The sequence below is a fragment of the Vibrio sp. 10N.247.311.51 genome (genome assembly GCF_041467855.1).
Lineage (GTDB): Bacteria > Pseudomonadota > Gammaproteobacteria > Enterobacterales > Vibrionaceae > Vibrio > Vibrio coralliirubri.
On record NZ_JBFSVK010000036.1, the window covers coordinates 26,691 to 46,832 of the forward strand.

At 42.0% G+C, this 20,142-nt stretch carries 28 protein-coding genes; 15 read left to right on the forward strand and 13 right to left on the reverse strand.

Going from position 1 to position 20,142, the window contains the following annotated elements; all coding sequences use genetic code 11:
* Window positions 1–449 precede the first annotated feature (449 nt).
* Window positions 450–599 (forward strand): IS66 family insertion sequence element accessory protein TnpB, encoded by a 150-nt coding sequence (gene tnpB, locus AB6E85_RS23200; RefSeq protein ID WP_146492519.1) that lies wholly within the window; start codon window positions 450–452, stop codon window positions 597–599.
* A 146-nt stretch (window positions 600–745) separates the two neighbouring features.
* Here tnpB and AB6E85_RS23205 read toward each other — a convergent pair whose 3' ends face one another.
* The gene (locus AB6E85_RS23205; RefSeq protein WP_372144383.1) at window positions 746–1,993 is read right to left on the reverse strand and encodes a DNA N-6-adenine-methyltransferase; all 1,248 of its coding nucleotides are present in this window, start codon (window positions 1,991–1,993) and stop codon (window positions 746–748) included.
* Entirely contained in the window at window positions 1,986–2,180 is a 195-nt protein-coding gene (locus AB6E85_RS23210) for a helix-turn-helix transcriptional regulator (RefSeq protein ID WP_372144384.1), read from the reverse strand. Before AB6E85_RS23210 ends, AB6E85_RS23205 begins: the two co-directional genes overlap by 8 nt.
* A gap of 160 nt (window positions 2,181–2,340) precedes the next feature.
* Here AB6E85_RS23210 and radC (AB6E85_RS23215) point away from each other — a divergent pair, with 160 nt between their 5' ends.
* Genes radC (AB6E85_RS23215) through AB6E85_RS23225 form a run of 3 tightly spaced genes read left to right on the forward strand, consistent with a single transcriptional unit; the run spans window position 2,341 to window position 3,754 of the window.
* Window positions 2,341–2,814: a DNA repair protein RadC gene (radC, locus tag AB6E85_RS23215; RefSeq protein ID WP_372144385.1), complete on the forward strand. Its 474-nt coding sequence runs from the start codon at window positions 2,341–2,343 to the stop codon at window positions 2,812–2,814.
* Complete coding sequence (locus AB6E85_RS23220; protein WP_372144386.1) at window positions 2,811–3,257, forward strand: DUF2787 family protein; 447 nt, start codon at window positions 2,811–2,813, stop codon at window positions 3,255–3,257. The genes radC (AB6E85_RS23215) and AB6E85_RS23220 overlap by 4 nt, the downstream gene beginning before the upstream one ends.
* A gap of 50 nt (window positions 3,258–3,307) precedes the next feature.
* Complete coding sequence (locus AB6E85_RS23225) at window positions 3,308–3,754, forward strand: DUF2787 domain-containing protein (protein ID WP_372144387.1); 447 nt, start codon at window positions 3,308–3,310, stop codon at window positions 3,752–3,754.
* 40 nt (window positions 3,755–3,794) lie between these two features.
* Here AB6E85_RS23225 and AB6E85_RS23230 read toward each other — a convergent pair whose 3' ends face one another.
* Together AB6E85_RS23230 and AB6E85_RS23235 are read right to left on the reverse strand one after the other, a co-directional pair.
* A complete protein-coding gene (locus AB6E85_RS23230) occupies window positions 3,795–3,992 on the reverse strand; it encodes a helix-turn-helix transcriptional regulator (protein ID WP_372144388.1) in 198 nt (65 codons plus the stop codon).
* Window positions 3,993–4,000: 8 nt separating this feature from the next.
* Window positions 4,001–4,210, reverse strand: coding sequence for an AlpA family phage regulatory protein (locus tag AB6E85_RS23235; RefSeq protein WP_108193389.1), 210 nt, complete (start codon window positions 4,208–4,210; stop codon window positions 4,001–4,003).
* A 127-nt stretch (window positions 4,211–4,337) separates the two neighbouring features.
* On the opposite strand from AB6E85_RS23235, the gene AB6E85_RS23240 reads away from it, so the two are divergent.
* Both AB6E85_RS23240 and AB6E85_RS23245 read left to right on the forward strand, forming a co-directional pair.
* Window positions 4,338–5,804 (forward strand): ATP-dependent RecD-like DNA helicase, encoded by a 1,467-nt coding sequence (locus AB6E85_RS23240; protein WP_372144389.1) that lies wholly within the window; start codon window positions 4,338–4,340, stop codon window positions 5,802–5,804.
* 427 nt (window positions 5,805–6,231) lie between these two features.
* Window positions 6,232–6,954, forward strand: coding sequence for a YafY family protein (locus AB6E85_RS23245; RefSeq protein ID WP_146492526.1), 723 nt, complete (start codon window positions 6,232–6,234; stop codon window positions 6,952–6,954).
* Window positions 6,955–7,055: 101 nt separating this feature from the next.
* On the opposite strand, the gene AB6E85_RS23250 is transcribed toward AB6E85_RS23245, so the two are convergent.
* Complete coding sequence (locus tag AB6E85_RS23250; protein WP_372144390.1) at window positions 7,056–7,193, reverse strand: hypothetical protein; 138 nt, start codon at window positions 7,191–7,193, stop codon at window positions 7,056–7,058.
* A 56-nt stretch (window positions 7,194–7,249) separates the two neighbouring features.
* Here AB6E85_RS23250 and AB6E85_RS23255 point away from each other — a divergent pair, with 56 nt between their 5' ends.
* Complete coding sequence (locus tag AB6E85_RS23255) at window positions 7,250–8,008, forward strand: hypothetical protein (protein ID WP_146492527.1); 759 nt, start codon at window positions 7,250–7,252, stop codon at window positions 8,006–8,008.
* A 1,635-nt stretch (window positions 8,009–9,643) separates the two neighbouring features.
* On the opposite strand, the gene AB6E85_RS23260 is transcribed toward AB6E85_RS23255, so the two are convergent.
* Both AB6E85_RS23260 and AB6E85_RS23265 read right to left on the reverse strand, forming a co-directional pair.
* Complete coding sequence (locus tag AB6E85_RS23260; protein ID WP_372144391.1) at window positions 9,644–10,087, reverse strand: DNA N-6-adenine-methyltransferase; 444 nt, start codon at window positions 10,085–10,087, stop codon at window positions 9,644–9,646.
* A 45-nt stretch (window positions 10,088–10,132) separates the two neighbouring features.
* Window positions 10,133–10,606, reverse strand: a complete 474-nt coding sequence (locus AB6E85_RS23265) for a hypothetical protein (RefSeq protein WP_372144392.1) — start codon at window positions 10,604–10,606, stop codon at window positions 10,133–10,135.
* A gap of 75 nt (window positions 10,607–10,681) precedes the next feature.
* Here AB6E85_RS23265 and radC (AB6E85_RS23270) point away from each other — a divergent pair, with 75 nt between their 5' ends.
* The 5 genes from radC (AB6E85_RS23270) (at window position 10,682) to AB6E85_RS23290 (ending at window position 13,648) form a co-directional block, all read left to right on the forward strand.
* Window positions 10,682–11,146 (forward strand): DNA repair protein RadC, encoded by a 465-nt coding sequence (gene radC / locus AB6E85_RS23270; RefSeq protein ID WP_372144393.1) that lies wholly within the window; start codon window positions 10,682–10,684, stop codon window positions 11,144–11,146.
* On the forward strand, window positions 11,143–11,523 hold the full coding sequence (locus AB6E85_RS23275; protein ID WP_372144394.1) for a DUF2787 family protein: 381 nt from the start codon (window positions 11,143–11,145) through the stop codon (window positions 11,521–11,523). Before radC (AB6E85_RS23270) ends, AB6E85_RS23275 begins: the two co-directional genes overlap by 4 nt.
* Window positions 11,524–11,677: 154 nt before the next feature.
* Window positions 11,678–12,124, forward strand: coding sequence for a DUF2787 domain-containing protein (locus AB6E85_RS23280; protein ID WP_372144395.1), 447 nt, complete (start codon window positions 11,678–11,680; stop codon window positions 12,122–12,124).
* 82 nt (window positions 12,125–12,206) lie between these two features.
* Window positions 12,207–12,980, forward strand: a complete 774-nt coding sequence (locus AB6E85_RS23285) for a hypothetical protein (protein WP_372144396.1) — start codon at window positions 12,207–12,209, stop codon at window positions 12,978–12,980.
* A gap of 380 nt (window positions 12,981–13,360) precedes the next feature.
* Window positions 13,361–13,648: a hypothetical protein gene (locus AB6E85_RS23290; protein ID WP_017089272.1), complete on the forward strand. Its 288-nt coding sequence runs from the start codon at window positions 13,361–13,363 to the stop codon at window positions 13,646–13,648.
* Window positions 13,649–13,692: 44 nt separating this feature from the next.
* Here AB6E85_RS23290 and AB6E85_RS23295 read toward each other — a convergent pair whose 3' ends face one another.
* Both AB6E85_RS23295 and AB6E85_RS23300 read right to left on the reverse strand, forming a co-directional pair.
* Window positions 13,693–13,953 carry a helix-turn-helix transcriptional regulator gene (locus AB6E85_RS23295; protein WP_372144397.1) on the reverse strand — a complete coding sequence of 87 codons (261 nt, stop codon included), beginning with the start codon at window positions 13,951–13,953 and terminating at the stop codon, window positions 13,693–13,695.
* Window positions 13,954–14,481: 528 nt separating this feature from the next.
* Complete coding sequence (locus AB6E85_RS23300; protein WP_372144398.1) at window positions 14,482–15,858, reverse strand: hypothetical protein; 1,377 nt, start codon at window positions 15,856–15,858, stop codon at window positions 14,482–14,484.
* 141 nt (window positions 15,859–15,999) lie between these two features.
* On the opposite strand from AB6E85_RS23300, the gene AB6E85_RS23305 reads away from it, so the two are divergent.
* Complete coding sequence (locus tag AB6E85_RS23305; protein ID WP_372144399.1) at window positions 16,000–16,695, forward strand: hypothetical protein; 696 nt, start codon at window positions 16,000–16,002, stop codon at window positions 16,693–16,695.
* 211 nt (window positions 16,696–16,906) lie between these two features.
* Here the strand turns inward: AB6E85_RS23305 and AB6E85_RS23310 are convergent, their stop codons facing one another.
* Together AB6E85_RS23310 and AB6E85_RS23315 are read right to left on the reverse strand one after the other, a co-directional pair.
* On the reverse strand, window positions 16,907–17,110 hold the full coding sequence (locus AB6E85_RS23310; RefSeq protein ID WP_372144400.1) for a hypothetical protein: 204 nt from the start codon (window positions 17,108–17,110) through the stop codon (window positions 16,907–16,909).
* Complete coding sequence (locus tag AB6E85_RS23315; protein ID WP_372144401.1) at window positions 17,107–17,604, reverse strand: tyrosine-type recombinase/integrase; 498 nt, start codon at window positions 17,602–17,604, stop codon at window positions 17,107–17,109. The genes AB6E85_RS23310 and AB6E85_RS23315 overlap by 4 nt, the downstream gene beginning before the upstream one ends.
* A 165-nt stretch (window positions 17,605–17,769) precedes the next feature.
* On the opposite strand from AB6E85_RS23315, the gene AB6E85_RS23320 reads away from it, so the two are divergent.
* Together AB6E85_RS23320 and AB6E85_RS23325 are read left to right on the forward strand one after the other, a co-directional pair.
* A complete protein-coding gene (locus tag AB6E85_RS23320; protein ID WP_372144402.1) occupies window positions 17,770–18,117 on the forward strand; it encodes an LPD25 domain-containing protein in 348 nt (115 codons plus the stop codon).
* Window positions 18,118–18,146: 29 nt separating this feature from the next.
* Window positions 18,147–18,458: a hypothetical protein gene (locus AB6E85_RS23325; RefSeq protein ID WP_372144403.1), complete on the forward strand. Its 312-nt coding sequence runs from the start codon at window positions 18,147–18,149 to the stop codon at window positions 18,456–18,458.
* Between the two features lie 233 nt (window positions 18,459–18,691).
* Here AB6E85_RS23325 and AB6E85_RS23330 read toward each other — a convergent pair whose 3' ends face one another.
* The gene (locus AB6E85_RS23330) at window positions 18,692–19,330 is read right to left on the reverse strand and encodes a hypothetical protein (protein ID WP_372144404.1); all 639 of its coding nucleotides are present in this window, start codon (window positions 19,328–19,330) and stop codon (window positions 18,692–18,694) included.
* Window positions 19,331–19,403: 73 nt separating this feature from the next.
* A complete protein-coding gene (locus tag AB6E85_RS23335) occupies window positions 19,404–20,027 on the reverse strand; it encodes an AcfA family outer membrane beta-barrel protein (RefSeq protein ID WP_372144405.1) in 624 nt (207 codons plus the stop codon).
* Window positions 20,028–20,142: the final 115 nt, after the last annotated feature.

The window sequence follows — 20,142 nt, forward strand, 5'->3', positions numbered from 1 at the left end:
AATCTATACCCAAATCACCTATTCTTATTTACCTTATTCACGAATAACTCAACCAGGTTGCCTCTTGTTCCAAAGCTATACCTTGTTTCTTCGTAAGCGTCTTTAAAGCGACTCATTTAATCCTTTCAATAAACGTCGCAAACTACACCGCTTAGTCAACATACCTAAAAAACGAGAAGATTCACTTTCTGAATTCGTTGTTGTTGAAAAAATAACCAAGCCAAACACCAAAACCGAGCAACTGCCTCCCTCTACGTTACCTACGGAATTACGCCTTGAAGCGGGGGGCGTGCTCTCTTCATGTGCCTCGTGATGTAGCACCTCAGTGGCTCGGCCTTCTATTGAAGGAGCTTGCTGTTGTATGAAAATGTTCCCTGATATCCCTGTTACCTATCTCCCCAAGGCACCCGTCGATTTTAGAAAGGGCATTAACGGCTTGAGCTTTATCGTTGAACAGAAATCGAACCCGGGATAAGCTCAAAGTTCTCTACTGGCAGCGTAATGGTTTTTGTCTCTGGCAAAAGCGACTCGAAAAAGGCAAATTCACTTGGCCAAGAAAAATGCTTGGGCAAACACTCGCATTAACTGAAGAGCATTAGCGTTGGTTATTCGATGGACTCGACATCGAAAAAATGACACCCCATCGAGTCCTGAACTACCACAGCCTTAACTAAAGAAAAACCTAACCTTGAATCACCAGTTGAATATGGAGATGTCAATTGCCCGTCTTGGGGCAATCACTACTTTACCGTTCTTGTAACAAATCATCTTTGTCAACATACTCCCACTTACTTTCAATGCCTGGCCCTAAAATGCACACCATACTAGGGAAATTAGCTGAACCTTGTTCTTGCCCATTTTGAAGAAACTTCAAGCGCCCCCCAATAAAGCGAACCGCTCCTTTTGAGAAGTAATCATGGAATTCATCACTGCCCGTCCTTGCTGGTACTAACATAACCACTTTGGTACCCTTAAGTGACTCTTCATAGGCCTTCTTGGCAAATGCTTTCAGCTTAGAGTATGGTGGGTGACAGAACACAACATGACCACTCCAATCTTGCACCAATGCGTCATCTTCTTCTGTAAAATAACTCAAACAAAGTGCCGTTTCAGGCTCTGCTGCAGCGTCTAAAGTAAATCCATACCGTTTATCCAGCTGCGCAAAAACCTCTGGTGGCGTCTGCCATTTGTCTTTGTTGGTTTTGCTACTCCTCGTACTTGAATGCGTGGCTTTAAGGTTATTATTTACCTTGTCTGCTTTACCCTTTTTATCTACCTTATCTTCTGGCCTTTCAGTCAATTTTGTTAACACTGAGAAAGAGATTAAATCATCAACTTTGAAAACAACCGGTATCGCGGTTAAAGCACTCAGTTTATAAAACAGCAGCCCTTTCAACATTTCGTAGTTTTCATCTTGTGGTGCAATCAAGGTCACCGAGGATTTTGTAGCAAACGAAGGAAAAAATGAGCAATCTTCATGTAGTCCTGAAAAGTCATCTTCAGTCAAAGAGCATGAACGCCATAAATCAATCGCGACATCCTTGTGAAATGTTTCAATATCGTCTTGCCCATGAATTTGACTGCCTTTAGCGACAACATATACCTTTGCAACACCAGAGCCATCTGCGTGACTAGAGCTGCCCCAAAAACAGCGAATATCATCATTTTTTATGACCTCTCGAAAAAAGGCTCCCGATGCTGTCTGATTATCGGCAACCCCACCTAACCTATGCATTACTTGTGAGAACCAAATCTTTGCTAAATGCGCTTTGGTAAACTCGTAGCTCGGGTCATTGAAGCGGATGGTAAACCGATAACCAACGACTACAGCATCTGGCGATGCGACCAATTGCTCATAATGGCGTTTTAATGCTGTAAGCGAGTCTTGGATTAACGGCCCCCAGTCCTGGTTCACCTGCACTTTTTCAAACTCATTGTGATGGTGCAACGCCGTTTCCCCTAGGATGAAATCCACTCGTTCTTGATTAATCATGAGAACCTCCTGCTAAAACCGTATCAATCCATTGGCAGACAGCATTTTCTTCCCAAGCCACAGCTCGCTTTCCAATACTGACGCTTTTAGGAAACTCACCAGCCTCCATCATTCTATAAATCGCAGAGCGTGATAATGAAGTTACGTTGATAACTTCGTTCAATCGAATCAATCTTTTTGTGTTCATGGTATTCACCTCTTGTTTCATTCATAAAAGAAGTGAGCCATGTATTTTTTCTCAGGATGGCTGAAACCATCCCAAGAGGTTCAGCTCTATTCGATTCAAAATAATCTCAAACACATATTACCTAGGTGAACGAGTGCATTGATTCGATAGGAGAATTGAAATGAATGACCAATCCACCAGCTACCCAAAAACCAAATCGTTGCCGGAGCACCAAGTGTTAGAACAGGCGGCGCAGATAATAGCTAACCGAAACTTAAGAGGAGATGTATTTACAAGCCCTAACGCCACTAAAGAGTTTTTAACTTACAAACTGGGGCAACACGAACGTGAAGTTTTCGCGGTGCTTTTACTGGACAACCAACATCGATTGATTGAATACAACGAGTTGTTCTATGGAACGATTGATGCGGCTACGGTTTATCCACGAGAAGTGGTGAAACTGGTGCTTGAGAGAAACGCCTCAGCGGTGATTTTTGCTCATAACCATCCATCGGGTGATTCCAACCCATCACAAGCAGATAGACGCATCACTTCACGGCTGAGTGATGCTTTAGCTTTAATCGATATTCGCGTGCTTGACCACTTTGTGATTGGCGAAACGCCCGTTTCATTTGCAGAAAGGGGGCTAATATGAGCTTACCAATTCTGCATAACGACATATTGCCTATGTCGAGTGAGCTGGAAGTACGACTTTGCGCTTCACTTGAATTGTGTGCAATTCCCAAAGAAGCAAAGCGTGTTGCCCTCAACTTTCGCGATACTCAATACTATCAAACCGGTAATGGGCCTCACCCTATCGAGGTTCATCTCGCTAGAGAGACCAGTGAGAGCCCTTGGCACATCGCGGTCATGGCCAGCTTTGCCTACCCAGATAAACAGAGCACACAAATGGAGGTTCAGCTCTACTTCAATTTTCGTCATGGCTGGTTTTATCAACCAGACATTGAACGCTGCGACCTCGACCAACCACAAGTCATTGAGCTCTTTCAGTCTTGGGACAAAGCCTTTGTGAAACTACTGAATAACAAAGGCTTCAACCAACTCACTCTCACCGTTCTTAAAACGCTTTTACCTTAACCATCCCTTCCTAACAAATTACCGCTTCCAAACGGCGGTAAGGAGCCCTTATGCCTGTAAAAACAACCACACAAACCCAGCTGACCTTTGCTAGTACTACCCTAAGAGTCTCAGATAAGTTTCTCGCGGCGCTCAACACAGCAGTCTCAAACAAGGATATATCTCAGGCGAGAACGGTCACTATCAACTTTAGGGACAGCAGTTACTGCGCTGATCCCGGCGGATTTCGTCCTGTTGAAATTTGCTTTACCAAAGAAGAAGGTAATCATTGCCAACTTCTTTACATGACAGATTTCAGTTTCTCCGGCGGTCACTACCCCGAGCTTGCTCGCGACTTAGATTTTGATATCGGTAACAATGCGTTCTTTGCGCGTTACTCAGGTTGGCAATGCCTTGATAGTCGCGATGTCCGTGCGATGTATAAGCTCTGGGAAGGAAACTTCCTTGCTTATCTAGAAATGGGGAGCTTTGATGAGATAAAGGTTGAATGCTTCTAATCGGCAAAACTAAGGCTTGGGTTTTCCAAGCCTTAGTTTTTTAACGTGTTCGTTCACAAATTTTTTGGTTCATCCAGAGTTCAATCTCATACAAACGCCATACTACCGATTTGGCTCCGACTCGAATTGAACCTGGAAATTCACCTTGCTCCATAAGGACGTAGATACTGGTTCGCCCTAAACCCACAAGCCCCATCACCTCACGAACATTGAGCCACTCATCTTTGTTTTCTCCCATGAACCACCTCAATCAATATCGTAACCATAGAGAGCATTTTCATCACGCCTCCCTAGTACATCGCGCATCCAATCTTGGACTTCGTTTTCAAGCCAAACCGCAGCTCGACAGCCCAACGGAACACACCTTGGGAAACGTTCTTCCTTGATATATCGATTGATAGAAGAGCGACTCAGGCTCGTCATCTCCATCACTTGCTTCATTCGAATAAAACGCATATTGCTTCCTTATTAAATTCAACGAGCTTTAGGCGTCAAGCCATAGCGGTAAATGTACCAGCAGTGCCCAAGAGATTTTTTACACACCCATCTCATTTTCTGATACGAACCTTTCAGGAAACGAACCATGAGTCTTTTACCTTATTTTGAAAACACAACGCTGACACCAAGCCAAGAAGAGCTCGTTTTAGAACTCGACTTATTTTTAAACGATGATTGCCATTCGACATTTTTACTCAAAGGCTTTGCTGGGACAGGGAAAACCTTCATTACGCAAGGTTTAACGCAATACCTTACAGCGAATGAGCGCAAATTTACTTTAATGGCCCCGACAGGCAAAGCTGCCAAAGTCATTTCGAACAAAACCCAAATAGAAGCCATGACCGTTCATCGAGTGGTCTACAAATACTTCGATATCGATAAAGAGTTAAAGTCAGATTCAGACCCTATTGATATCGCAACGCTTAAGTCATGCCTTTCAGACAACCCAGATGCTCATAATGCGGTCTATATAATTGACGAAGCTTCCATGCTGTCAGACCAATTCAGTCAATCTGAAATTGGGAAGTTTGGTTCGGGGTATCTTCTCCAGGATTTACTGAAATACATCAATTTAGACGACTGGCCACAACGTAAAATCATTTTCATCGGGGATAACGCTCAGTTACCTCCGGTGCGATGCGTCGGCTCCCCCGCCCTAAACTTAGACGGTCTAGAAAGTTTCTACGACTTAAGCTGCACAGAAATCGAACTCACCGATATTGTCAGGCAGAAAGCCGACAGCGGCATTGTGAACAATGCGATGGAGATACGCAAAGCACTGGAAAGAGACAAACTCCCCCCAGTTCAATTGTCGGCCAATGAAAAAGATGTCCATAAACTTAAAAAAGAAGCCTTCCTCGAACAGTATTTCGTCTCTTGTGACCATAAACTTGAAGGCTGTAAAGACAGTGTCATCATTACCTACACCAACCGACAAGTCAGAGACTACAACCGTAAGATACGAGAGAGGATGTTTAAATCACACCGAGCGCTACACATTGGCGAGCAAGTTATGTGCGTAGAGAATCTCGATAGCGATGACCACTTCATCTCCAATGGCGAAATAGGCTGGGTTACCCAGATTGATTCGGAGATTGAAAAGCACATCATCGACATTCCACCGCGCGAGTGTGATGACTTTGAACCCGGAGTTGTCACTTTGGAATTCATTGAAGTCACCGTTAGATTCCTGAAAGACAATAACGAGCCGTTTGACGTTAAAAAGAAAGTGCTAAAAAACTTACTGGAAAGCCCTAGCGGCACGCTCACAACGAAAGAGCGTAAGGCTCTGCTTCTCGATTTCAAACAGCGATACAAAGCAACCCCTGAACCTAAGGAGCTTGAATTTCTAGAAGCAAAGGCCACAGATGAATATTACAACTGCCTTAAACTCAAATACGGTTATGCGATAACTTGTCACAAAGCACAAGGAAGTGAGTGGCCCCATGTGTTTGTCGATAACAACCGAGCCAATATCCAAAGCGAACAGACCTTAAGGTGGATGTATACCGCAGTGACTCGCGCCAAACAAACCCTCTACATCAAGCAGTAAAGAACAAGCCCTAAGCATTGCTCGCTTAGGGCTATTTTTGTTTGCCTGTCCAATAATCAGAACTCAATGCTCTTACTCATAACATAAGGATGAATCGAACATATTTGTTCGCCGTTGTCCTCTAGTGTGTAGGTTAGGTCTTTAAATCGCCAATTAAGTCAATCCAAAAAAAAGACAAACATACATTACCAAGGTGAATAGGCTGAAATCATTTACTACCAACCAGCTCAGTATCTTGCACTTTGAACCTTACCTTTCAATTACGCCAACTGTGACTGATAGCAAATAAAGCAAGCCATAAAACCCATCCGGCAAGTAATGCCCGCTCAATCCGTAGCATCAGAAATTATTTTCTGAGAGCACGGCAAGTTAGTTCAATCACTCCACCTGAATAGCATTGCTTTGCCTTAACCTACAGCAGTTAGTTATGGCGACTAAACCCAACTTAAGAGACCACGTATCGCTTCTTTTTGAGCTATACAACCGCATACCACAAACTCACTCAATAACCGCACAGGAGTTACAACAACAGCTTTCCTCTATCGGCGTAGAACGAGACATTAGAACTATCCAAAGAAATCTCGACATTCTTGTACAACACCTCAACGTAGCCAAAGACACTCGCGACCGCCCTTATGGGTATCGCCGTGAAGCTTCAATACTAAATAGTTTCGGCGCTAGAGAAACCATCCTTCTTGCATTTGCGGAGCAGTGGTTAACTAACACTTTTCCAGTCGAATATCGGGCAATCATTCACTCTCTCTTCAGTGACGTCCTACAGCAGAAATCCCAAAAGCATAATACCGTTTCATTACAAGATCTGGTCTACGTAAACGAGTCTTTGATTCCAAGCATCAGCTACACCCCAATCTTCAACTCAGTCTTTGAATTGATATGCAAGGCGATGGTTGACACTAATCAACTCAAGATTGAACTTCCTGATGGCCAGCACACCATCGGACCTCTTGGCTTGGTGATAATTGAGCAAGGACTGTCTGTTATCTATTACGAGCCCAAAAATCATCAAGTCAAACATGCCGATGTATCAAACATCACGAGCGCTCACCTATCAACGTTCGATTTCAAAAGACCTAAGGAATTTTCAATAAAGGCTTACATCAAACAGGTACCAACTGAGCCACAGAGCTGAATTGAACATAACAACCGCCCTACAACGCTGTAGGGTTTCAAACTAAAAACAAGAAAAGGATATCTAAATGGCATTAACCGAACCGTTACTGACTAGCATTATCACGCCTTCCAGCCAACTAAACAGTGGCTCACTGAATTGTCCGACTTCAAAGGCAACACCATGAAAGCACTCATCGCAATCGGCATCGGACTGTCTGTTTTACTCGGTTCAAAAAGCCTCCCATTTTGGCTTGTCATCGTAGCCTTCATTTTATTTGGCGGCAAAAAATCAAACTAGTAAGTAAGGAAATCACATGAGTTTAATCAAAAAGTTAATATTAGGCTGGCTGGCTCTTTCTGTCGTTATCGGTGGATGGGCTCTTGTTACGGGAAATACGTCCGAAGAAGCAATGCTTAAGAATCAATTTGTCGGCATCTGTGAGGATGTTCTGGATGAGGCTGAAGATGATATCAACAACCAGTTACAGCTAAGGTTGTTCGAATCAGGTAAACCAGGAAAGATTCAAGTCGATGGCATCAATGAAGAAGGAGTCACAGCAGAGCGCGGCTACAACGGCGCTGCTATCGCCTGCCCATACAAACTCGACGCCAACTTTGATACAAAAGGCATCAATGTATTGACCATTGTAAAGCTTAATCCTGAGGGTGATATTATTGGAACAGAAAACATGATTAATGGCCTGCAATCCCAACCAAAGAAAACCACCAGCATTGACTCACAACGCATTTCCAAGCTTCGCGACTTAGCCAAGAACCAGATTTGCGAGACCGTATTCGAAACGAATGCGGAATTTACCAAGAATCAATTTGATACCCACATACCTAAGGCAGGTGCTATCGCTCAGATGAGTCAACAGCCAATCATCGCAGATTCACAAAGCGGCAAACCGAATGCATTCATTTGTGATTTCATACTTCAATCCTCGGTTACGGGAATAGAGCCACACATGATATTTGAAGTTGAGATTGACTCAGACCAAAACATCACCTCGGTTGTAGGTTGGCCTGATGTCTTTGATCCACAAGAGCATCTATGGTGGTCAGAGCTATAACAGCAAGTATGGAGAAATTCGTTTCCTCGCGCTTTGAAAGATATATTATTAAGAAAAACCCTTAAATTGCATAAATAGAGCCTAGTCTGGATATCCAGACTAGGCCTTGCAATACGAAGGGTACTGTAATTCTTAATTTTGGGCCCATCTCTTTACCGACCAGTGAGCGTCGTTAATCAAACGCCTTCCTGCGAACTATTAGCGTAAATCTGTAACGAACTCGAAATAACGGCGCCGTATATTTGTTCTTGGTCGCTGACAACGCACTTATGAGCCGGGTTCGGTCATTTACCACTTGATACTGGATTATACCCATAACGCACATGAAATAAGTAAGTCTCAGGAAACTCAACATCTCTAACAGGTGCAAGGTAGCTTAGGTTTTGAAATAGCATTGCTCTATCATCATGGAACTTTTCTGACAGTGTTTCATTATATTCAATGTCATATTCATCTCGAGCCAAGTCACCAAACATCCCCCCAATGTAGCCTTGGAATCACCTTGTTACTTGAGTCATACATTCATCCAGTAACTCGACCAACGTTCCACGAGTAAACATATCACCGCTCTCAGGGTTTTATGATACTCAAAGACATCACTTTTAACCAAAAAGTACCCCTTATGCTCATCATCACTACTGCATATCATCACTACTGCATATCATCGCTATTGCTTTGTCTTTCTGATGGCAATGTTGTGCATACACATCTTGTACCTTTATAAATAGGCATTCTAATGCTTGTTTAGCAAACTGAGGCTTACCATTAAGTAAAAGCTAACTGTTGAAAACGGCACATCATTGACAAACCATTTGGAGTAGAGGTTATGAATCAATGAGAGCGAACGAGAAAAATGTGGCACTGACGCTGTGTCAATTGGTAATCCTTTGCATTCTGTTGCACTGTTGTGTGTTGGTTCATTATCGTTGAACTCAGTTGGAAAAATCATGTTGTCTTTCCTCTTAAAATTTAAATGGATGTCTTCCTTCAATAGATGAGTAGATGATGTGTTTTTTTCTGAATTAAATTTCTATTGAAATGAAATCTGAGGAAAAGTTGGGAAAGAAAAAGATTTATAATGATGTCGCATTACATGCTCCACTATCCATTATAAATCCTACCCAGTCTTCCCTGCTCTCTTAATCTAACAGACACAACCGAATCGCTTCAGTCATGCCCGTTAGGTAAAACCCCTTGTCGAAACAGAAGCTCTCTATACAATAGGGACAAATGTGTATTTTTTATTTTCAGAAAGTGATACAGCCTTTTGCATCAATATGGAAAACAACTCTAATACTCGACGAGCTAGCAAGGTGCACATTCCACATTGAATAATGTGCAACCACTCTGTTGACGTTCTAACTGAGTTTCTGTGTTAAAACATGATGGTTTGGAGCGATATGAGCATAACGCCAGCAGCTTTCGCTACTGGCTCGCATCATTGTTACGCTCGACTATCAATCTATTCATCCAGTTCGAGCTCCACCCATCCGGATGCTCGTTCACCGAGTGACACGTTGTGTGCCCCCATTAGCCATCACTTATTAGATGGTCGATTTGCTCAGCTGAACCCGCTCTATTATTTCTTTTAAGCAGATTAATCTCATGAAATAAAAGCGCTATGTGAAAAATGACTTACTCGGGGTCTAGCTTAAGCTTGTCTTGAGTGGTGATTCCTATTTTGTGTTCTACCCCTTTCCCCATGACACACACCATACTTGGGAACGGCGCTGCATCCTGCTCCTCCCCATCCTGTAAGAACTTGAGTCGCCCCTTAATCAAACGCACCTCTCCATGGCTTAAATGGTCATGGAAGGCTTTTGTGTCCGTTCTAGCAGGAACCAACATGACGACGATTGCCCCTTTATCCGCTTCCTCTTGTGCTTTCTTGGCAAAGTCTTTGAGTTGGGAATAAGGTGGATTGCAGTAGACCGTTTGATTACTCCAGTCTTGAGTGAGCGCATCATCATCCATCGTAAAGTAATGGTCACACAGTGCCGTTTCAGGCTCAGCCGTTGCATCAAGCGTAAAATGAAACTCTTCGTTGAGTTTCTCTACACAGCGGGTGGCGTTTGCCATTTATCACGCTTGGGATTTCCCGTTCGAGCGCTGGAGAAAAAGAGCTTATTGTCCATCACAACTCTCCTTAGTTTTGGTGTTGCCGGTTTTCTTTTGGACCTTTTGGGATTTACTGCTGAACGAACCTAATGTGTTTTTCACATCATGACCCGTTGTGTTAACTCTGGCCTGTCGACTCAATACATAGAAAAGTAAACCACGCTGGTAACGGTAATCATCGTGCTCTTTGTTCAACTCAACAAGTGGGTGATTTAAGAAGAGACAAAGCTTATCGATGTCATGCTTGTGGATTCCTGTTTTGCTTTTTCCACTGCTTGTATTGTCAGCCTTTCGTCTCGCTCTTGTATACAGTTTTGGATGCCTTGAGAGCTCCAGCCACTGGTATGAATCACTTCTTTTAGTCTCATCAAGCGATTGGGATGTTCGGTGTTCGAATGGTTTGAATTCATGATCATTGCCTTTGTTAGTTTCACTCAAACAAAGACGTTGTTGCGTATTTTTAATCTCAACTGGTCTCATTCAAATTCGATTGGAAAATTTTTCACATCCATATCATCCCTTTGAGTATTCCGTTTATTGATACAAGGAGAAAATATGGAAACGCTATATACCTTCAGCGCTCCCGTCACAGAGCACCAGATATTAGAGAAAGCCGTCGAGATACTAGAGAGCCGCTTAGTGAGTGGGGATGCTTTTACTCGTCCGAATGACACGAAAGCCTTTCTACGCTGCAAGCTAGGAGAATATGAGAGAGAAGTCTTTGGGGTGATGTTGCTTAATAACCAACATCAATTGATTGAATTTAATGAGTTGTTCTTTGGCACGATTGACAGCGCCTCCGTGTATCCACGAGAAGTGGTGAAACTGGTGCTTGAGAGAAACGCCTCAGCGGTGATTTTTGCTCATAACCATCCATCGGGTGATTCCACCCCATCACAAGCAGATAGACGCATCACTTCACGGCTGAGTGATGCTTTAGCACTGATTGATGTGCGAGTACTCGACCACATTGTGGTGGGCAGTGATTGTGTGTCTTTTGCTGAGAGAGGTTGGCTATGAATCGTGTTATCAAGCGTACTTTCAAGCTCGACCTATTCCACCAGTTGGTTGAGCTATTGATTGAGCAATATGACATTCCCACAGAAACAAAACGCCTTGCGCTTAACCTTAAGGTCGCGAGCTTCTACAGCAACCGAAGCGGGATACAACCCATAGAGGTACAGCTTGAACGAGCTAATCCTAATGAACCTTGGGAGGTGCGATTCATCGCTTCTTTTGATTACCCAACACCAGAAGCTGAGAGCGTTGAAGTATCTCTATATTTTAACTTCAAACACCAATGGTTCTATCAACCAGACATCCAACGATGCGAGCTCAACAGGCCAGAGGTGCAGTCGCTCTTATTAGCTGGCTCAAGATGTTCACCAATCACCTAAAGGCATCACAGTTCGATACACAGACACTCACTATCGTCAGTCGATTCAAGTAGCTGCTCCTTCCTAACTTCAACCATCCCGATAACATTCGATTCAAGCCAATCTCAGATACATATCATTCAACCGAATAGATAACTATTGAAAGGAAAAAACCATGAAACCACAAGTACTGGCCATCACAGCGCCATACTCCCCCGTATCTCAAAAACTCAAAAGTTTGTTGATAAACAAGATAGAGACCTTCTGGAAACAGAACCCAACCAAGAGGGAGTGTGAAAGCCTCACCATTAACTTTCGAGATACAACTTACAGTGCTGACGCTGGTGGCTACCACCCAGTAGAAATCATGTTGCTGAAAGAACAGGAAAGCCAGTATCAAATCCAATACCTTACTGACTTTGCTTACATGGGCAACGTTTACCCAGAGCTAGAGCGTAATGTGGATTTTGATATTGCTAACGGACAAACGTTCATTGCCCCTATGGGATGGCAAAGCTGCCACGATAAATCCATTGTGGAGTTCTACTCTCTCTGGGAAAGTAACTTTCTCGCTTACTTACAAATGGGAGCCTATGACGAGATTAAAATATCGTTAAGCTAAAGACGCCATCGGTCAGATAGTGACGCACCCATCGTTAGGATGATTGCCACTCTATCAAGTAACCACCAATAGCGACCTAACCATGACAACAAGGGATAAAGCCAATACCACAGAGCAATTATCACTGGTGTTTGAGTTGTATCGACGCATACCGCAAGGTCGAAAGGTGACGGCTAAGCAGCTTCAGGCTGAGTTAGTGGATGCAGGGATGTATCGTGGCATCAGAAGCGTACAACGTAATCTCGATGTTATCGTTGATTATTTTGATGTCGATAAAGACACTCGAAGTAAACCTTTTGGTTACAGTCGCGGAATGTACAGTCAACCAACCTTAGGCGCGAGAGAGCTTGTCCTACTACAGCTCGCCAAAGCAACCATTAGCCAGCAACTCCCTCCATCCTTAGAGTACGCCATTGATTTTGCATTCAGCCTCTTACGAGCCCAACCTCGCTCCTATGCAGGAATGAAACCACCACGAGGAGACACAAACAAAGCACATGCAGCGATTGATGAACTAAATGCACCAAAGGCGCTAGGAGAGTTCTTCGAGCCCATTTCGGTTGCGCTGGTTCATCAAAAACAAATCACGCTTACCCTTAAATCCGGTAAGCAGATAGAGCAAGTTTCACCTATCGGTCTCACGACCACCTCAAGTGAACTTTATCTCGTATACCAAAACACCCTCAACGATTACGACGACCTTCCTGTAACCTGTATTGCTAAGCTGAAAGTGCTGACCTTCTATTTTGATTACCCGTCAGACTTTGAATTACAGCATTATCAACTCAAATCAGAGCCTAAGCGCTCAATACAACAACTAGACAATGTCACTCAATTGATTGCATCGGACAGATAGTGACGCACGCAGTGATACCTTACCTCTGTTTCAAAAATTCAATGGAACCTACAGGGTACTTACTCCCCTTCATGTTCCATTGTGCCATAGCGCAATCAGTGTAAAGCATGGGGCACTAACCTTACTTCAACTCCATTAGGTTAGTGTGCAAGGCAGAACTGTACTTTACGATTGATTGTGCCATTAAACGTCTCTAGCTAAGACGAACAATGTTAAGGGGGACGGCCGCCCCCTTAGTGTGGTCATGTCGAAACCACCTTATCTGAAACGCATATTATCTAAGAAAAACCCTTATTTTCGGGTACTTGCGCTTACCTCACCTGTCGTCACTTCGTTGAGTTTTACCTAACTAACACATACATCTCAATTGGAGAATTATCATGAAATCAATCATTACTAAAATCATCACACTAGCTACTTTAACCATCTCAATGAACGTGAGTGCTGCCAGCGCTATTGATGTGCTCAGTATCGAATCAATTAAAGCCACTCTTACGCCAGAGCAGATTCAACAATCCCTCAACCAGTGGAAAGAGAACCAACTAAAACAAGTTGAATCACGCGCTCAGAACATCTCTGATAGAGCGCCTATTGAGGCAAGGCGAGAATTAGTGGAATCTCAAATAGAGCAAGAATACAAACAGACAGCGAAAGCCTTAGGCTTGTAGCTTGTCGATTATTAGGAAGGGAGCGCAATGCTCCTTTTTTTGCTTCAATACGAAGCGAAAGGATTAACTCGCTTTTCAGGGGTTACGTAGTGTGGGCTGTTTTTCATTTCAGCTTGCTCTCGCCTGAAGTTGCTCTGACTCACCTTTCTCATTAAGAACTCATCAACCAAGGACTCTTCCCAGCCGACAGTACGAACCGATATTTGAATGCTTGCAGGAAACTCACCAGTAGCAATCAATCGGTAGAGAGTCGCCTTGCTCAACCCTGTTTTATTTAACACTTCTCTTAATCGAATCAATCTCATGGTGACCTCACTATCTACAGTTGTAAAAACGTGACTCCCTTGGACGCCAAGATATCTAGCGCCACAGGGAATCACCTAGTCTCATACAATAAGTAACAATGAGTTCGTAACGACCTTGTTCATAATCGATAGGACAGCAATTCATTTCCAGATTGGATAGACTTCGACTCAACATTACATTCAATATGAAAAATTGATTTGATTTGTAATTGATTGATATTGATAAACATAAGAGTCTTTAGGACTCTTAATTGACTAGAATAAATTTGATAGAAAAAAGAGATAAGAAAAAGATTTATAATGATGTCGCATGGTCATGCTCCTCTATGCATTATAAATCCTACCCAGTCTTCTCTGCTCTCTTAATCTAACAGACACAACCGAATCTCTTCAGTCATGCCTGTTAGGTAGAACCCCTTGTCGAAACAGAAGCTCTCTATACAATAGGGATAAATGTGTATTTTTTATTTTCAGAAGATGATGTGGCCTTTTGCATCAACATGGAAAGCAACTCAAATACTCATCGAACTAGCAAGACGTATGTACCATACTGAATAGATACAAGGTTATTGTCTCATTGCCTGAACGATACACCTCCAACTGGCTATCACTACGCAAATCAAGACCTTGGTCTTTCAATACCACTTCGAGAGCTTCGCTGCTTTCTTTAATCATCAGCGACAAAAGGAAGTGGATAGCTTTTAGCTGGCTCAGATAACGTTGAGACTTAGGGTTTCTCCCGCAACCTTGACCCTCCAACAAATTAATAACTTGGGAAAGGAGGAAGCCTTCAAGCCCCAAATCCTTTTTTGACTCTATAAGCTCTTCAATTTCGTTTTTGTATTTTTGAGAGAACAGAGAACCTACCGTAAGTGACGCCTCAAGCTTCTGGTGCCAAATGGCATCATCAATGAGGTTAGAGCGTATGAGGTTGAATGCGGCTTTCAATGACAGTCTTTGGATGTGAAATTGAGTAACCTCATCAAAAAATAGTTCACCAACAAGGTTTGACGAAGTGAGCTTTTGGTCTGTTTTATCGCTGAATGAAGAAGAGAGAAAAAAGTTTGGCTCTGGCTCTGAATCTACATCATCCGACTTAGCCTGAATCATCGTTTCACTTGAAGACTCCTCCTCATTAGGGCGAGTAGTTTGTATCAGTTTATTCAGTTGCCCAACTAGAGTTTGTTGATGAGTACCATATAGCTTTATTATCGTCTGAGTGATTTCCTCATGCTTTGCAGCAGCTAAAGCAGGGTGGCGTGTATTCAGTAAGTATTCACTTTTACATCTTCCGATTAAAACCTTTCCAGAAAAACCTGAGTCATATTCGACAATCCACTTTGCCCCCTTTAGCTTAGCAAGTTGAGAACGATGACTATCCTTAGTGAATCGCCCTAACAACGCACGAAAGTCCTTAATGGATTTACCTCTAACAACACAATAATCATCAGACAACACAACGAGTGTTAGTAAAAACAATTTGATTGCTGCACGATTTGAAAACTGATTAAATGCTGCTGAATCAAGTAGGCCTCTGGCTCTTTGGTAAACGACCTCAGAGAGCTTTGGAAGGTCACAATTCCCACTATCTAAATGCTCGTAAAAACCGCCCAGAAAAAGACACTTGATGTCTCTTTTCTTCTTATTGCTTTCACCACTATTCGTCCAATCGCCCTCTCTAGTTACAAAGTTATTCCTTTCAAGGTATCGAATACCTTCGAGAATAGCACTCACCGAAACCTTTATGTCACCCGACAACTCTCTCACTGATTTAGCTGTCACGTCACCATCGCTAACACCTGCTTTATGTAGCAACTTTATAATAGCAAACTTTGCTTCAGGACTAAGCCCAACAAAAGGGACTCTCGCCATTACCATAGCGTAAATCAAACCGAACCCACCCACAAAAACACCCTGTATTTAAACTCACATTACCATGTCAGATTGCACCTGTCATATTTAACTTGTCATGCAATCCAAGTCAGGTAAATTAGATAGATAAGTACGAAACTTCCGTTAACTATAAATTGAAATTTAGGTGATAAAGTGTCTTCATTAAAGTGGTTAAAACCGACAAAAGAACAAGCTGAATGGTTAAAGCCATACCTTGCTAAGAGATATCCGGATATTGATATCGAGCTTTCTCGACTAGCCTTTAACACGGAAGAATATTGCAAGAATTTCAAAAAACGAGTGGATGACTTGTGGGGGGATAAGTACGAGAGAAAAGTTAAAATCGACAGAATGAGAAACAATTGGGATAAGAAAAATAGTCGAAAAAAAGTAGCAACTGTCAGTCTTACTATCAGTGTTTCACCAGACACTAAACAAGACTTTGAAGGGTTAAAAAAGTTTCCTCACCTTAAGGGCTGCACCCAAGCAAAGTTGCTAGAAGAGCTGCTCAGTCACTATGTTAAGTCATTTGAACAAAAGGATAAAGAGATTAGAACAACCACGAACAGCAACCAGAAACAAGATGAAAAACATGAATTGAAAGCAAGAATAGATACTCTTGAAAAAGAGCTAGTACAGAAAAACGATGAGCTAGAGGCACTCAAAGAAAAGAATCTCCACGCAGAAAATGCGAATAAAATCGCACAAGAATGGGATCAAAAAAAAGGTGAGAGTTCAGTGAATATGAATGTAGTAAACGAGTCAGAGGCAAAGTCCGTTGAAGTAAAAAACAATACCACTCAAGAAGGAGGAGCCCAAGCATTCCGCACTGTTACTAATTACTCTTAAGGATAGGAGAGGCAATTATAGAAACTGTGTGGCCTAATACCGCGAGTTTAATATTAGCTGTGCCAGTGGTGCTATAACTCCTTTGGCTACTTTGTTCAATATGTTCGCTCCACCAGCACATTACTTTACGCCTACGCCCTAGGCTGGCTGTACGGTTGTATGCGCCTCGTATTTAGTTGACAGCAACAAGACAAGGCAAGCCTCTACGAATTCAAGCAGCGACAACCCGCAAGCTTTTAAAGCCGACTTCAAGTAACTCTCCTTCACCTGCTCGTTCAATACGTTCGCTCCACCATTGCATAATAGGGCGACGATCAAGATAATCTGTACGGTTATAGGCTTTTCGAATTTTATTTTCATCTTCGTGAGCTAAAGCCGCTTCAATAAGATCAGAGTCGAAACCTTGAGCATTCAAGGTTGTACTAGCAAGAGATCTAAGTTCATGAGCGGTTGTTTACCTTCAAATCCCATACACTTTAATGCCATATTAGCTGTTTGCGTATTGCTATGGTGTCTAGGGTTTCTATCAACTGGAAACAAAAACTCAACATGACCAGATAGCGGCTCCATAAGATCCAAAATTGTCAGCATTTGAGATGTGAAAGGTACTACATGCTCTCGTTCCATCTTCATTGTTTCTGATGGCACAATCCACACTAAGTTGTCCCTATCGAGTTCTGACCAACGGGCTCTGGCAGCCTCTCCCGGCCGCACCATTGTATGGAGCTGCCATAAAATCAGATTTTTGGTTATGATCTTTGAATTGCTTTCTCGTATGGTTTTCACAAGAGCTGGTAACTCTTCAGGTAGTAAGGCTGGATTGTGTTGAACTTTTTGGGTTGGATAGAGTTTAGTGATCTCAGATAAAGGATTAAACTCAATAATGCCAGCTGCTACTCCAAGGCGCATAACTTCATTAATAATAATGCATAAACGCTTAACCGTTTCAATTTCACCACTTTCTGCTACAGGTAGGCGGACTCAACAAACAAACCCAACCAATTGATTAAACACAACTTCACATCTATATCACTCTAGGGAATATCCAATCTAATTTATTCTAAGGAGAATAAAATGGAATCTCTAGTAAAGAACATCATCCCTGTATTTGTAAAAGTAACTGCTTCTGAATCACGTTCCTTTCAAAAAGAGCACCAATATCCATTTTCTGAGTTTGAAACTCTAGCCCTGTCTATTACATTGACCAATCCAGTAGGTGGTTACGATAAGACTTATGTGCGTGTCCATTTCTCTAATCAAGATATCTATGAGTGCCGTCTGGATTTAGGTTGTGGTGGTAACGACCAAGGCTTTGCTGAGCATTGCCTATCTATAATCGAATATGACGAAAGAGAGCAATACAAAGTCAACTGGAAAAACGACCACCAGCTAATCACTACCAGAAAATCGTTGAACAGTTAAAGCAGTACCACTTTGACGAACAACAAATATTGATTGCACGGCATAAAGCAAAAGAAACCACAGCAAACGCTGAGGCTGAAGAACAAAAGCAAGAGGAGTTTAAACGAATAGAGCAGCAAAAAGCCTTCGAGCTTCACCGTCAAAAAGAACAGGAATTTCAAGACGACCTAGTTGTTCCTGATTGGACGAAAGCAGTGATTATTGCACCCCTTACTGAATACGATTCTGACAACAGCGACTCTTATGCTAGTTATCACCAGACCAAAACCTTGAGAGCTATTATCCTAGCTTGGTCAAAGCATACTCGCAATCAGTTTCCTGAACTGAGAAGGCTTGTTTGAATCATTCAGATACTCAATTTCTACATGATAAAAATCAGAGCTTAGAACATAGACAGCCCATTGGTCGGGAGATGGTTACTTCTTATCTGATCTTGATTACATTCGCCACGGTTGGCAAGTGAGGAAAGTTTTCTTAGGAAGTAAGCGGAAAGCTCATCATGTTTCATTCGGTGAATGGGCTATTACGGAATAGGAATAATAGAAAGTAGCCCGACAGCTACTTTCTTTTTTTGTTAAATGACATCTATAGCAATTACTGAGTTAAGTTGCTTATCATAAATAACAGAGTATGTTTTCCCTGATTTTATAAATACAATGATTTCAGCATTTGAAGCAACCATCTGTCCTGAACTATCCGTAAATGGTAAGTCATCATTAAGCTCCCAATAGCCACCAGAATCAAACTCAAGATATCCACTGTAAGTTATTGAATTAGAAGATGTAAAAGTAAAACGACTACCCACCACATTCCAATCTGGAGCGATGTTAACTAACGACTCTGAGGTAGATTTGCTTAGGATTACACCTAACTGTTCACTGTTGGCGGTATTTCCAGAAAAATCAACTCCGTAACTACCGGTTTGAATAATCCAACTACCAAGAGCACCTTCTTTATATTGACTATAATCAATCGAGTTGGGGGTTTGTGAAAATGATAAAGGAACAAAGACAATGTTAGATACAAAATCGATTAAAAGAAAATCCCCCTGATCATCATTTGCTATAACTGCTGAACTAACACTATTAGTAGATTCATTGACATAGATACCTTTAAATTGGTCTGACAACTCAGTAGAACTATTATCATCTGAATCATCTGAACAACCAAGTAGAGCTAAGGATATTAGAGCGGTACCAATTAATTTTTTCATTATTCACCCATCCATAATGCATTTAAGTATAAAATACATTTATAATATTGTATAAACGAAAGTAAACTCGAAATTAGAAGTAGTAGGCAGTCATTAGATTAAATGTCGCAGTGTTTGCATAGTTATCAATTTGGTACTTAGCGCTTGCGCCAAAGGTTAAATTAGACATAAGGGTATAATCTATACCAATACTTGCAATACCGCCGAGTTCGTGACTTGAACCTGTCGGCCCTTTCTGATAATCCGTCACCTGTTCAATACCAGAAATGTGTTCTTCTTGCTCTGCTTTATATGACGAACCGTATTCATATTTTGTATAACTCAGACCAATACCACCTTTCATGGACCATTTTTCATTCAAATCATGGAAATACATTGGTATTAAGGTAAACTGTTTAGCTTCAATATCAGCATCCCAATCTTTTTCGTATTCATAGCTAGCATCTTGAGTTTCAATACTATATGAATCATCGAGTTCGAATTGGGAATACCCCAACTCCACTGCCCAAGAATTTTCAAATTTGTAACCTATAAAACCACCTAAAACCGCTCCGTCAGACTCTGGATTTAATTGTTTACCATTTATTACCGGTTCGAAATCATGGTCAGAATAGGTTAGTCCATACTCAAGGCCAAGGTAAGGGCCAGAAAAAACTGGAGCAGTAAAAAGTGCAACAAGTCCCAACATTTTTCTCATCGATTTAACTCCTTATTATTCAATAAATTTAAGTTATTTAGCTTAACAAGCTAATCGTGAAGAAAGTGTGAAGAGTTACCCGTGAAGTTTATTTTATAGGTAACTAAAATGGTTT